This window comes from Flavobacterium tagetis (assembly GCF_016735615.1).
Taxonomy (GTDB): domain Bacteria; phylum Bacteroidota; class Bacteroidia; order Flavobacteriales; family Flavobacteriaceae; genus Flavobacterium; species Flavobacterium tagetis.
Genome location: NZ_JAERSF010000002.1, coordinates 800134 through 813825 on the forward strand (window position 1 = coordinate 800134; position 13692 = coordinate 813825).

General features: G+C 31.6%; 14 protein-coding genes. 13 read left to right on the plus strand and 1 reads right to left on the minus strand.

Annotated elements, in window-relative coordinates:
* Nucleotides 1–33: 33 nt before the first annotated feature.
* Nucleotides 34–813 (minus strand): 5'-nucleotidase C-terminal domain-containing protein, encoded by a 780-nt coding sequence (locus tag JI750_RS10960; protein WP_202001455.1) that lies wholly within the window; start codon nucleotides 811–813, stop codon nucleotides 34–36.
* Between the two features lie 47 nt (nucleotides 814–860).
* On the opposite strand from JI750_RS10960, the gene JI750_RS10965 reads away from it, so the two are divergent.
* From JI750_RS10965 to JI750_RS11025, 13 genes are all read left to right on the plus strand, one after another.
* Nucleotides 861–1373, plus strand: a complete 513-nt coding sequence (locus JI750_RS10965) for a DUF6913 domain-containing protein (protein ID WP_202001458.1) — start codon at nucleotides 861–863, stop codon at nucleotides 1371–1373.
* 15 nt (nucleotides 1374–1388) lie between these two features.
* The gene (dapA, locus tag JI750_RS10970; protein WP_202001461.1) at nucleotides 1389–2270 is read left to right on the plus strand and encodes a 4-hydroxy-tetrahydrodipicolinate synthase; all 882 of its coding nucleotides are present in this window, start codon (nucleotides 1389–1391) and stop codon (nucleotides 2268–2270) included.
* A 137-nt stretch (nucleotides 2271–2407) separates the two neighbouring features.
* Nucleotides 2408–3202, plus strand: a complete 795-nt coding sequence (locus JI750_RS10975) for an outer membrane protein assembly factor BamD (protein ID WP_202001464.1) — start codon at nucleotides 2408–2410, stop codon at nucleotides 3200–3202.
* Between the two features lie 9 nt (nucleotides 3203–3211).
* Nucleotides 3212–3529 (plus strand): DNA-directed RNA polymerase subunit omega, encoded by a 318-nt coding sequence (locus tag JI750_RS10980; protein ID WP_008463064.1) that lies wholly within the window; start codon nucleotides 3212–3214, stop codon nucleotides 3527–3529.
* A 7-nt stretch (nucleotides 3530–3536) separates the two neighbouring features.
* A complete protein-coding gene (gene coaBC / locus JI750_RS10985) occupies nucleotides 3537–4751 on the plus strand; it encodes a bifunctional phosphopantothenoylcysteine decarboxylase/phosphopantothenate--cysteine ligase CoaBC (RefSeq protein ID WP_202001476.1) in 1215 nt (404 codons plus the stop codon).
* A gap of 69 nt (nucleotides 4752–4820) precedes the next feature.
* Nucleotides 4821–5705, plus strand: coding sequence for a type IX secretion system protein PorD (gene porD / locus JI750_RS10990; RefSeq protein ID WP_202001479.1), 885 nt, complete (start codon nucleotides 4821–4823; stop codon nucleotides 5703–5705).
* 57 nt (nucleotides 5706–5762) lie between these two features.
* A complete protein-coding gene (recN, locus tag JI750_RS10995; protein WP_202001481.1) occupies nucleotides 5763–7415 on the plus strand; it encodes a DNA repair protein RecN in 1653 nt (550 codons plus the stop codon).
* Between the two features lie 8 nt (nucleotides 7416–7423).
* Complete coding sequence (locus JI750_RS11000) at nucleotides 7424–7945, plus strand: tetratricopeptide repeat protein (RefSeq protein WP_202001484.1); 522 nt, start codon at nucleotides 7424–7426, stop codon at nucleotides 7943–7945.
* A gap of 21 nt (nucleotides 7946–7966) precedes the next feature.
* On the plus strand, nucleotides 7967–9157 hold the full coding sequence (gene fabV, locus JI750_RS11005; RefSeq protein ID WP_202001486.1) for an enoyl-ACP reductase FabV: 1191 nt from the start codon (nucleotides 7967–7969) through the stop codon (nucleotides 9155–9157).
* 126 nt (nucleotides 9158–9283) lie between these two features.
* Nucleotides 9284–10282, plus strand: a complete 999-nt coding sequence (locus JI750_RS11010; protein ID WP_202001489.1) for a glycosyltransferase family 2 protein — start codon at nucleotides 9284–9286, stop codon at nucleotides 10280–10282.
* Nucleotides 10283–10284: 2 nt separating this feature from the next.
* Complete coding sequence (gene coaE / locus JI750_RS11015) at nucleotides 10285–10881, plus strand: dephospho-CoA kinase (RefSeq protein WP_202001491.1); 597 nt, start codon at nucleotides 10285–10287, stop codon at nucleotides 10879–10881.
* A 59-nt stretch (nucleotides 10882–10940) separates the two neighbouring features.
* Complete coding sequence (locus tag JI750_RS11020; RefSeq protein ID WP_202001493.1) at nucleotides 10941–12527, plus strand: sensor histidine kinase; 1587 nt, start codon at nucleotides 10941–10943, stop codon at nucleotides 12525–12527.
* 3 nt (nucleotides 12528–12530) lie between these two features.
* Complete coding sequence (locus tag JI750_RS11025; protein WP_095927693.1) at nucleotides 12531–13247, plus strand: response regulator transcription factor; 717 nt, start codon at nucleotides 12531–12533, stop codon at nucleotides 13245–13247.
* Nucleotides 13248–13692 lie beyond the last annotated feature (445 nt).

Consider the following 13692-nt stretch of genomic DNA (forward strand, 5'->3'; position numbering starts at 1 on the left):
TGCAGAAATGCTATACTTGTTTTTTTATAAATTTTATTCCTCTGTGATTCTGATATTTTTTGGAGCCACTACTGTGTCTACTTCTTTAAAATAATCAATTAAGACATCTCTAAGTTTATAGTTTAAATCAAACTTTTGAGTGCTTTTTGCAAAGAAAGTCATGCTGTCACCACCATTTGCTAAATAGTCATTTGTGGCAACATAATACGTTTTGTTTAGATCAAGCGGTTTGCCTTGGACCATGATATCTTTTGCCTTGTTATCTTTTGCAATAGTAAATGTCATTCCAGACAAAGGTTGAGGTTTTTTCTCCTTAATAATATAAGCGGCAATTTCTGAGATCTGTTCACCTTTTAATGCCATAACAACTAAGCTGTTTTCAAAAGGCATAATTTCGAAAGCCGATCTTGTAGTAACATTTCCTTTAGGAAGAATAGCACGAATTCCACCATGATTTAAAAGGCATAAATCGATATCTTTCTTTTCGCGAGCGTTAAAAACAATGTTTCCTCTTTGCACGCAAACATCAGCCATTAAGCTTCCGATTCCGGTTTGCCATTTTCCTGTGCTTTTGTCAAGTGTTTCAGGACAATAAGCCAATACATTATCCAAATCCTTATTAATGTGATCGCGATAAGGTTTAATAAAGTTTTCAATTTCAGTAGTTTCCCCAGTCTTTTCGGTAACAGGAACTTGTTTTCCTTCAATTTTAGTTAGATTGTAGTTCTTGGTACTACAAGAAGAGATTGAAAAAAGTGTTAAGAATATAACAAAAAGTTTTAAAAATCCGTTATACTTTTTTAGTTTTACCATTTTAAATGCAACTTAAATAATTAATTTTGTAATCTGGTAAAAGTACTATGTTTTTGAATTATATAAAGGAGTTTTTTGTAAAAAAATCATTAAATGTTAATTTAAATAATGAAAAAAGCGAAGTATTTACTAAAAACGTTCAAACAATTGGTTTATTGATAGATGAGAGCACTTTTGAATCTTCAGAAGCATTAATTAAGGAACTAACACTTCATGGAATTGCTTTAGAGAATATAAAAGTTCTTGCATACAGAGAAAAAATTAAGGAAAAAGACAGCTATGTTCGCCCAACTTTTGGTAAAAAGCACATTAATTGGAATGGCGAAATTACAGAAGATTTTGTGAATGAATTTTTAGATTCAAAATTTGATCTTTTACTGAGTTATTACGATGTTGAAAATGTTTTTTTGATGTTGTTAACCAGCAAATCAAAAGCTAAATTTAAAGTCGGATTTTCTGCTGTAGATCAAAACCTGAATCGTTTGATGATTAATACAGGAATAGGAAACTATAAACTGTTCATTTCAGAATTGTTTAGGTATTTAAAAAATATAAAATAAATTATAATTAATAATATGCAATCATTAATAGGAACAGGTGTTGCGCTTGTAACGCCATTTAAAAAAGATTTTTCAGTTGACATTGAGGCTTTACAGCGAATTGTAAACTTCTCTATAGATGGTGGAGTGGAATATCTAGTTGTAATGGGAACAACAGCAGAAAATGCTACCCTTACAGCAGATGAGAAAGAGTTGGTAATAAAGACTGTAATCGATGTGAATAAAGGAAGATTGCCTCTTGTTTTAGGAGTAGGAGGTAATAATACTATGCAGATTGTTGAAGAGTTAAAAACAAGAGATTTTTCTGCTTTTGAAGCGATATTATCTGTTTCTCCATATTATAATAAACCAACTCAAGAAGGAATTTATCAGCACTTTAAAGCAATTGCTGAGGCTTCTCCAGTTCCAGTAATCCTATATAATGTTCCAGGAAGAACAGCAAGTAATATGCTTCCTTCGACAGTGGTGCGTTTGGCTAACGATTTTAAGAATGTTGTGGCTATTAAAGAAGCAGCAGGAGATATGGCTCAAGCAATGCAAATTATTAAAAATGCGCCAAAAGACTTCTTAGTGATTTCTGGAGATGATATGCTGGCGTTGCCAATTGTTTTAGCGGGAGGAGCTGGCGTTATTTCTGTAATCGGGCAAGGTTTTCCTAAAGAATTTTCAGAAATGATTCGTTTAGGTTTAAATAAAAAAGCGGTTGATGCGTTTAAAACACATTATTTCTTGTCAGACAGTATTGATATGATTTTTGAACAAGGAAATCCAGCTGGAATTAAACAAATCTTCCAAGCACTTGGAATTGCTGAAAACACGGTTCGATTACCATTAGTTTCTGTTGATGAATCTCTAGCAACAAGACTTAATGAGTTTGTAAAAAACAGCATTAAATAATTGTTAAAGTGTTAGTATTTTAAGATACTAAAAAATTATTTTGCAGTAGCTAAATTAATAACTAAATTTGCCACCGAAACTTCGGTGCGATTTCACTTTGGCATAATTGTCTGAGAGATTGTAATAACAGTAAGAAAATGAAAAAAACACTATTGCTTTTAATTGTTGTAACTCTTTTTTATTCTTGTGGAGAATATCAAAAAGCGTTGAAAAATGAAGATGTTGCAGCAAAATTTGAAATGGCAACAAAAATGTATGATGCTGGTAAATACACAAAAGCGATCCGTCTTTTTGAGCAATTAGCCACTTCTTACCGAGGAAAACCTCAGGCAGAAAAGCTGTTTTACATGTTTTCGCAATCGTATTACAAAACAAAACAATATTATCTAGCTGGTTATCAGTTTGAAGCTTTTGTTTCGGGATATCCACGAAGTGAGAAAGTGCAAGAAGCTGCTTTTTTAGGAGCTTACAGTTATTCTAAATTGTCACCAGTTTATAGTTTAGATCAGGCAGATACAGTAAAAGCAATAGAAAAATTGCAAACATTCATGGATAATTATCCAAACTCTGAATATATGGCTCAAGCTAATGAGGCTGTACAGAAGCTAAACGGTAAATTAGAGAAAAAAGCATATGAAAATGCTAAAGGATATAATACAATTTCAGATTATAAATCGGCTTTAATTGCTTTTGATAATTTTATCGCTGATTTTCCTGGAACGCCTTTAAAAGAAGATGCATTGTTTTATAAATATGATTCAGCATACCAATTGGCAATTAATAGTGTTCCTTCAAAAATGGAAGAGCGTTTACACGTTGCGCAAACGGCTTATGCTAACTTGATGAAGTTTAAAAGCGATACAAAATACAAAGAAAAGGCAGACGAAATGAATGCCAGAGTTGAAACAGATTTACAAAAATTTACTAAATAAAATAAAGTCATGGATTTAAAAAAGACGAATGCTCCTGTAAACACAATAACTTACAATAAAACAGTTATTGAAGAGCCAACAGGAAATGTGTATGAGGCAATTACCATTATGGCTAAAAGAGCAAATCAAATTAATTCAGAGATTAAAAAAGAATTGACTGAAAAATTAGAAGAGTTTGCTACTTACAATGATAGTCTAGAGGAAGTTTTTGAAAATAAAGAACAAATTGAAGTTTCTAAATTTTACGAAAAATTACCAAAACCACACGCTTTAGCTGTTCAAGAATGGTTAGACGGTAAAACTTACCACAGAAGTTCAAACAAATAATAGTACAATGTCAGTTTTAAACGGGAAAAAGATTTTACTGGGTGTTTCTGGTGGAATCGCAGCCTATAAAACAGCCACTTTAGTACGACTTTTTATAAAAGCAGGTGCACATGTCCAAGTGATCATGACACCTGCTTCTAAGGATTTTGTAACCCCACTTACATTATCTACTTTATCAAAAAATCCAGTACATTCAAGTTTCTTTAATCAGGATGATGAAGACGAGGTTTGGAACAATCACGTGGAATTGGCTCTTTGGGCAGATTTTATGCTGATTGCGCCTGCTACTGCCAATACTTTATCTAAAATGGCTACAGGAAACTGTGATAATCTTTTAATTGCGGCCTATTTATCGGCAAAATGTCCAGTTTATTTTGCGCCTGCAATGGATTTGGATATGTACAAACATCCTTCAACTTTATCGAGCTTTGTTGCTTTAAAACAGTACGGGAACATTATGATTCCTGCTGAAAGTGGAGAATTGGCTAGTGGTTTGTCTGGAGAAGGCCGAATGGCAGAACCTGAAAACATTGTAGCTTTTCTAGAAGCCGATTTAGAAAGTAAATTGCCACTAAAAGGGAAAAAAATACTAGTTACAGCTGGTCCAACATACGAAGCGATAGACCCTGTGCGTTTTATTGGCAATCATTCTTCTGGTAAAATGGGGTTTGATATAGCTAATGAAGCAGCAAGCTTAGGAGCAGAAGTGTTTTTGATCGCAGGTCCAACTCATTTGAAAGCTAAAAACAGTCTCATTAAAGTGATTGATGTTGTTTCGGCTCAAGAAATGTACGATGCTTGTCATTTACATTTTAATGAAGTTGATGCGACAATTGCTGCGGCCGCAGTTGCAGATTACAGACCGAAATTTGTTGCAGATCAGAAAATTAAGAAAAATACAGACGAATTTTCGATAGAACTAGAAAAGACAAAAGATATACTATCTTCTTTGGGTGCTATCAAAAAAAATCAGTTTTTAATCGGATTTGCATTAGAGACTGAAAATGAAATTGAAAATGCTAAGTTGAAAATTCAGAAAAAAAACTTAGATTTGATTGTTCTAAATTCCTTACAAGATAAAGGTGCCGGTTTTAAAAAAGAAACCAATAAAGTGACGTTTATTGATAAAAATTTTGAAATAGAACCAATGGAATTGAAATCAAAAGAATCTGTTGCGGCTGATATTTTGAATAAAGTTATTCTGCATTTTTCAAAATCATAAATTTAAAATATACGCCAGAAGCATAATTGGGAAGACCTTTATGTTTGTAAAATTAAATATTAGACGATTATGAATAAGATAGTTACGCTATTAGTATTTTTAAGCTTTGGTTTTGTACAAGCTCAACAGCTAAACTGTACAGTTACTATTAATACAGAACGTCTAACCAATCCTAATAATCAGGTTTTTAAAACACTTCAAACTTCTCTGGCTGAGTTTGTCAATAAAACAGATTGGACAGGTTCTGTTTTAAAGCAAAACGAGAGAATAAACTGTTCAATGTATATTACTTTGTCTTCCAACAGTTCTGATCAATTTACTGGAACAATTCAAGTTCAGTCTTCAAGATTGATTTTTAATTCTACGTATTCTTCTCCAGTTTTAAATTATAACGATAAAGATTTTAATTTTAGATATACAGAATACGAGCCATTGTTATTTAATCCAAGTACTTACGACTCAAATCTAGTTTCTGTTATATCTTTTTACTGTTATGTAATTTTAGGAATGGATGCTGATACCTTTCAAATGGGTGCAGGAAATCCATATCTTCAAACTGCACAAAATATTGCCAATGTGGCACAGCAAGGGGGTTTTAAAGGTTGGAACCAATCTGACGGACTTCAGAATCGTTATTATTTAATTAATGACATGATTGCGCCAACATATAGCGATTTGCGTCAGACTACCTATGCTTATCATACTGGATTAGATGCAATGACTTTGGATCAAAAAGCAGCAAAAGAAAAAATTAAAAACGCAATATTGCTTATCGGGAAATTAAATTCAGTTAAGCCAAATGCTTTTATAACACGAGTTTTCTTTGACGCAAAATCAGACGAAATTGTTTCGATTTTTTCTGGAGGTCCAAGTATTCCAATTACAGATTTAACGGATGTTTTGAATAAAGTTTCGCCGTTAAACTCTACAAAATGGTCACAGATTAAATATTAATCTTGTTTTTCATTTTTTATCTTCGTTAACTTTTATTTTTTTTTACAAAACCGCCCTATGATTACATCGTTGTCAATTAAAAATTATGCTCTTATCGAAAAACTAGCGATAGATTTTTCTAAAGGTTTTTCTATAATTACAGGCGAGACAGGTGCAGGGAAATCGATTATTTTAGGCGCGATTGGTCTTGTTTTAGGAAAAAGGGCAGATCTTACTTCGTTGAAAAATAAAGAAGAAAAATGTGTTATTGAAGCGCAGTTTGAAATTGGAAAATACAATTTAAAAGAGTTTTTTGAAGCTAATGATTTAGATTATGAGGATGAAACGATCATAAGAAGAGAAATTTTGCCGTCAGGTAAATCACGTGCTTTTATAAATGATAGTCCTGTAAATCTTCAAGAACTGCAAGATTTGAGTTTATATTTGATTGATATTCATTCACAACAGCAAACTCAAGAATTATCAGATGAAAATGTTCAGTTTAAAATTATTGATGCCATTGCAAATAATTCAGAGGTAATCGCTGATTATCAAAAACTGCTGAAATCGTACAAAACTGATAAGTCGAAATTGAGTGCTTTGCTGAAAAAGCAGAGTGATGCAAGTAAAGAACAGGAATACCATACATTTTTATTAAATGAATTGGTTGCGGCTCAATTAAAATCTGGAGAACAGCAAGAGTTAGAAGCCGACTACGAAAAACTGAATAATGTTGAGATAATAAAAGAGTCTTTAGATAAATCTCTAGCAATTGCAAACGAAGAGCAATTTGGTGTTTTTCATAATTTAAATGAAATTAAAAATGCCTTGCAAAAAGTAGCTCCTTTTTCACCAGAATATCAAAATTTGTTTGAAAGAATTACAAGTTTAACTATCGAGTTTGATGATATTTCTAAAGAATTAGAAAATTGTTCGGAGAAATTATTAAATGATCCTACGCAGTTAGAATTGATAAATCAAAAATTACAGCTGATTTATAATTTACAGAAAAAACATCAAGTGAGTTCTGTAGATGATCTTCTTCAGATTCAGTCAGATTTGGGTAATTCTTTATTAGAATTGGATAATATGGATGAAGAAATTACATCTTTGTCTAAAATTATAGAAGAAAAAGCAAGTGAACTTGATAATTACGCATCGAAAATACATGGAAATAGAGTAAATGCAATTCCGAGATTATCAGAGCAGCTCGTTTCTATTTTGGAAACTTTAGGAATGCCAAATGCTCGTTTTAACATGGAATTGTTGCCTTCAGAAAACTATTTCCAAAACGGAAAAGATGAACTGCAATTTTTATTCTCTGCAAATAAAGGAACCGATTTTGGCCTGCTTAAAAAAGTAGCGTCAGGAGGGGAGATGTCTCGTATTATGTTAGCTGTAAAAGCAATTTTAGCTAAATACTCTAAACTGCCAACCTTAATTTTTGACGAAATAGATACAGGAGTTTCTGGAGAAATTGCTATTAGAATGGGAGAGATTATGAAGGAAATGAGTAATACGATGCAGATTTTTGCCATTACACATTTACCGCAAATTGCAGCAAAAGGAGACTCTCATTTTAAAGTTTCCAAATCTACAATCGGAGACGATACGCAGTCTGAATTAAAACTTTTATCGCAAGAAGACCGAATTATAGAAATAGCCCAAATGTTATCGGGAGCAAATATCTCTGATTCAGCTTTAAATCATGCAAAAGAATTATTGAATTAATTATAGAAATGGAGAGTTTGAGTTTTTACGAAAATCAGTTTATAAAAGCAGATTCACTAATTTCTGAAGGAAATTCGGCAGATGCAAAAGAGCTTCTAGAAGAAATCTTGTCTCAATATCCTGATTTTGGGAAAGCTCACAATCATTTGGGTTGGATTTATTATAATAAATTGAGTGATTATGAAAGAGGAATATATCACTACAAATTGGCTATGAAGTTTGATTCTAAATATTCAGCTCCGTATTTAAATTATACTTATTTACTGATTGATATTGGGCGTTATGCTGAGGCAAAAGAGCATGTTAATTTTACATTGGTTACTTTAGAAAATGCTGATAATTCTTCTTATAACAGTGAATTAGGAAGAATGGCTGAATATGAGAACCAATATATTGAAGCCTATAAATTTTATAAAGAAGCCAAGAAAAATGCATTGAACCCAAATTTTATTGACAATATGAAGGCTAATATGAAAAGGGTTAAGGATAAAATGTCTATTTTTGAAAAATTAAAACTGAAATTGAAATAATACAAAAAAAATAATTGCAAGATGATTATAGAACCTAGAATGAGAGGATTTATTTGTTTGACTGCCCACCCAACGGGAGCTGAACAAAATGTAAAAAATCAAATCGAATACGTAAAATCTAAAGGAGAAATCGCTGGTGCTAAAAAAGTTTTAGTAATCGGTGCTTCTACAGGTTTCGGACTGGCTTCAAGAATTACTAGTGCTTTTGGTTCTGGTGCATCGACAATTGGGGTGTTTTTTGAAAAACCACCAGTTGAAGGAAAAACAGCTTCTCCGGGATGGTATAATTCTGCAGCATTCGAAAAAGAAGCTCATAAAGCAGGTTTATATGCAAAAAGTATCAATGGGGATGCCTTCTCAAACGAAATTAAGAGAGAAACTTTAGATTTAATCAAAGCTGATTTAGGCCAAGTGGATCTTGTAATTTATAGTTTAGCTTCTCCAGTGCGTACAAATCCAAATACAGGTGTTACGCACCGTTCAGTTTTAAAACCAATTGGGCAAACGTTTACAAACAAAACAGTTGATTTCCATTCAGGAAAAGTTTCTGATGTTTCTATTAGTCCTGCAAATGAAGAAGATATTGAAAATACTGTTGCAGTAATGGGAGGTGAAGACTGGGCAATGTGGATTGACGCTTTAAAAGCTGAAAATTTATTAGCTGAAGGAGCTACAACAGTTGCTTATTCTTATATCGGGCCAGCATTGACGGAAGCGGTTTACCGTAAAGGAACAATCGGTCGTGCAAAAGATCATTTAGAGGCTACTGCATTTACTATCGGTGATTCTTTAAAATCTATTGGAGGTAAAGCATATGTTTCTGTAAATAAAGCATTAGTTACACAAGCAAGTTCTGCAATTCCAGTAATTCCGTTATATATTTCTCTTTTATATAAAATCATGAGAGAAGAAGGAATTCACGAAGGTTGTATCGAGCAAATCCAGCGTTTATTCCAAGACAGATTATACAATGGTTCTGAAGTTCCTGTTGATGAAAAAGGAAGAATCAGAATCGATGACTGGGAAATGCGTGAAGATGTTCAGGAAAAAGTGGCTAAACTTTGGTTAGAAGCTACAACTGAAACATTGCCAGAAATTGGTGATTTAGCAGGATATAGAAATGATTTCTTAAACTTATTCGGATTTGAAGTTCCTGGTGTTGATTACAACGCAGATACTAACGAAGTTGTTGAGATTGAAAGCATCAAATAATACTAATTTACATAGTAAATCGAAAAACCATCAGCCAAAAGTTGATGGTTTTTTTGTGAATATACCATATCTTTGTTAAAATTTTACAACAATAAAAATATACCCTTTAATAACGCGCATTCTGCTATGATTTTTTCTTTAATTATACCCGTGTATAATCGTCCAGATGAAGTTGATGAGCTTTTGGAAAGTCTCTCAAAATCTGATTATAATGAAGCTTTTGAAATTGTTCTTGTCGAAGATGGATCCTCAATTCCATGTCGAGATGTGGTGATGAATTATCAAGGAAAATTAAATATTTCATATTATTTTAAAGAAAATTCAGGACCAGGAGATTCTAGAAATTTCGGAATGCAGAGGGCTAGAGGAGACTATTTTATCATTTTTGATTCAGATTGTATCATTCCATCGCAATATTTGACAGAAGTTCGTAAAGAATTAGATGCAAATTATGTAGACTGTTTCGGAGGGCCGGATAAGGCGCTTGATAGTTTTTCAGATATTCAAAAAGCTATCAATTTTGCGATGACTTCATTTCTTACAACTGGTGGAATTAGAGGGGGGTCTGAAAAAATCAATAAGTTCCAGCCACGTAGTTTTAATATGGGAATATCTAAAAAAGCTTTTGAAGCTTCAAAAGGTTTTGGAAATATTCATCCAGGAGAAGATCCAGATTTATCGATCCGTTTATGGAATCTGGGATTTGAAACCAGACTGTTTAAAGAAGCTTATGTGTATCATAAAAGAAGAATCGATTGGGAGAAATTCTCTATTCAGGTAAACAAATTTGGTATTGCAAGGCCTATTTTAAATAGTTGGTATCCAGAACATAATAAGTTAACTTTTTTCTTTCCGACATTTTTTATACTTGGATTATTATTAGCTTTTTTATTGTTAATTTTCAATATCGATATTTTATTACAATTATATTTCGTATATTTCGTTATAATTTTTCTTACATCGAGTATTCAGAATAAAAGCATCAAAATTGGATATCTGTCTGTAATAGCAGTCTGGAAACAGTTTTATGGTTACGGAACAGGATTTTTAAAATCATATGTAAAAGTGATTTTGTTAAAGAAAAAACCGCAGGAAGCTTTTCCGCGTATGTTTTTTAAATTATAAGAATGACAAAAGTTATTGGTCTTACAGGAGGAATTGGCAGCGGAAAAACTACTGTTGCAAACTATTTTGAAGAGATGGACGTTCCTGTTTATATCGCTGATGACGGTGCTAAAAGAGTAATGCAGTCAAAAAATATTCTTGCAGAAGTTAAATCTGCTTTTGGTGGCAATGTTTTTGATGGAGAAGTTTTAGATCGCGCCAAGTTAGCGCAGGTAGTTTTTAATGATAAAGAGCAATTGGCAAAATTGAATTCAATTGTACATCCAGCAGTAAAGCTCGATTTTGAAGAATGGGTGAAAGGACATAAAAATTATGAGTATGTAATTTATGAAGCTGCTATTTTGTTTGAAAGTGGTCGATATAAAGAATGCGACGTAATTATAACTGTTACTGCTCCAGAAGAAGTTAGAATTGATAGGGTTATAAAACGAGATAAAACTACCAGAGAACAAGTTTTAAGTAGAATGAAAATGCAGTGGGATGATGAAAAACGAATTTCTAAGAGCAATTTCGTGATTAATAACAATAATCTTAAAAATGCCAGAGAAGAAGTTGTTAAAATTCTTAAAATTTTAAATATAAAACAAAAACAGTCTTAAATGTTAATATTTGGTTAATGTATTATTTAGTATATTGTTAAAATATTAATTTTGTTTCGATGAATAAATTATTTTTTAGAATACTTGTTTTATTGATGAGTCTGTCTTTGATAGGGATAATTCTAGTGCAAGTGTTTTGGTTCAATTCTTCGTTCAAAAATAATGAAGAACAATTTAAATACCACGTTACTCAAGTAATTGGAAATGTTGCAGATAAACTGGAACAACAAGAAGAGTACAGTTTCTACGACAAATACAACCGTATTAAAGACAGTACGGGTAAAATTCCAAAAAAAGAAGATTTACTAGAAGTACTCTACGTACAGAGAAACACAAAAACGAATAAAACAATTGTTTATTCAAACACATTGACATCTGAAGATTATGATATCAATGGTTCGGTTTTTAACAAAAAATTCAGTAGTGAACGTTTTAAAAATTTCAGTTCAAAAAGGGTAACTGAAGTTTATAATAACAACACAGGAATTGATAATAATAGTTTAGGACAAAGCATTATTCCTGATCTTAGAAGTGAAAAATCAGGAAGTTTAGATATTTTAAATAAAGTTCAGCAACAGATTCAATATAAAGATATTGCTTCATTGACTCCAATAGAAGGGAGAATAACAAAAGACAAGCTTTATAAATTATTGAAAAAAGAGCTAGAAGAATATGGTGTAAAGACCAAATTTGAATTCGGAATATACAGTAGTGGAGTTCCAACAAAAATTAAATCTGATGGATTTCATTTTGATAAAGAATCTACTTATAATATTCCAATTTATACAGATAATGAAGGAAATAGCAGGTATGAATTATCAGTTACTTTTCCCCACAAAAAGAAATTTTTATTATCTGAATTATTAAGTATTACTATTTTATCAATAGTTTTTACATTAATTATTATAGTTGCATACACAAGCGCGTTAAATCAATTATTGCGTCAGAAGCATATTTCTGAAATCAAGACAGATTTTATAAATAACATGACGCATGAATTTAAAACTCCAATTGCAACAATAAATCTAGCATTAGATGCTATTAGAAGTCCGAAAGTTATTGAAGATAAAGAAAAAGTTTATCGTTATCTTCAAATGATTCGAGATGAAAATAAAAGAATGCACGCTCAGGTTGAGAATGTTCTTCGTATTTCAAAATTAGAAAAAAGAGAACTTGATATAACCAAAGAGCCAACTGTAGTGACAGATATAATTGACGATGCTATTGAGCATGTAAATCTTATTTTAGAAGACAGAAAAGGTAGTGTAGTAAGACACTACAACGCAGCAAGAACAACCTGTTTGATAAATGAAGTTCACTTTACAAACGTATTGGTTAATATTTTGGAAAACGCTATTAAATATTCGCCAGATGCGCCAGAGATCGAAATCTTTACTGAAAATATTAAAGATATGATTTTGATTAAAGTGAAAGATCATGGGGTGGGAATGAGTAAGATAGCTCAAAAACGAGTATTTGAGAAATTTTACAGAGAGCACACAGGTGATCTTCATAATGTAAAAGGACATGGTTTAGGGCTTGCTTACGTAAAAAGAATAGTAGAGGATCACAATGGTCAAGTATATGTAGAAAGCGAAAAAGGAAAAGGTAGCACCTTTATAATAAAAATACCATTAATAAATTAAAATATGGAAAATACTAACAAAAGAATACTTTTAGTAGAAGATGACCTAAATTTTGGGGCGGTTCTTAAAGATTATCTAATGTTAAATGACTTTGAAGTTACTTTAGCTAAAAACGGTATGGAAGGTTTCGAGAAATTCAAGAAGGATGTATATGATTTATGTATTCTTGACGTAATGATGCCTTATAAAGATGGTTACACTTTAGCCAAAGAAATTAGAGAGAAGAACAGTGAAGTGCCAATTATCTTTTTAACTGCAAAATCTATGAAAGAAGATGTATTAAAAGGTTATAAAGCCGGTGCAGACGACTATTTAAATAAACCTTTTGATTCAGAAGTTCTTTTAATGAAAATTAAAGCTATCATTCAAAGAAAATCAGCTGATACAAAAGCAGAACAAGTACAGTTTGAATTTAATATTGGTAAATTCCACTTAAATTCAAAATTGAGATTCCTTACTTTCCAAGATGAAGAGCCAATCAAATTGTCTCCAAAAGAGAACGAATTGCTTAAAATGTTAATTCTTCATGAAAATGATTTAATGCCAAGAGAATTAGCTTTAACTAAAATCTGGAGAGACGACAACTACTTTACTTCAAGAAGTATGGATGTTTACATTGCTAAATTGAGAAAATATCTAAAAGCAGATGAAGATGTTGAAATTTTAAACATTCACGGAGAAGGATTCAGATTAGTGATAAAAAGCAAAGTTTCTGAATAATTCATTCAGCAAAAAATATATAAGCCCTGAGAAATCAGGGCTTTTTTTATTCATTATGCTAAAGTAATTTTGGTATATTTTTTATGATTTAGTTTTGTTTTTAATTGTTTGATTTTAAATGTAATAGTGTTGGTTTTATAAGCTAAAAAAATATTGCTCAAATTTATTTTGAAGAATTTTCTTTAAATAAATTTGGAAAATCAAAAAAGTATTATGAATATTTGCACTCGAAAAATTTAATAACCCTTTAAAACGAAGAAATAGTGTTTGTACTTACATCGACATCTCAGAGCTTTACACCAAACGTATTTGGTGAAGCAATTCTTCGTGGCTTATTTCAATCTTAGAAATATACTTTTAGATATATAAAAAAGCCCGAAGACAATAAGTTTCGGGCTTTTTTATTCTAGACACTTCAAAACTTTCCCGAAAATCGATTTTAAAA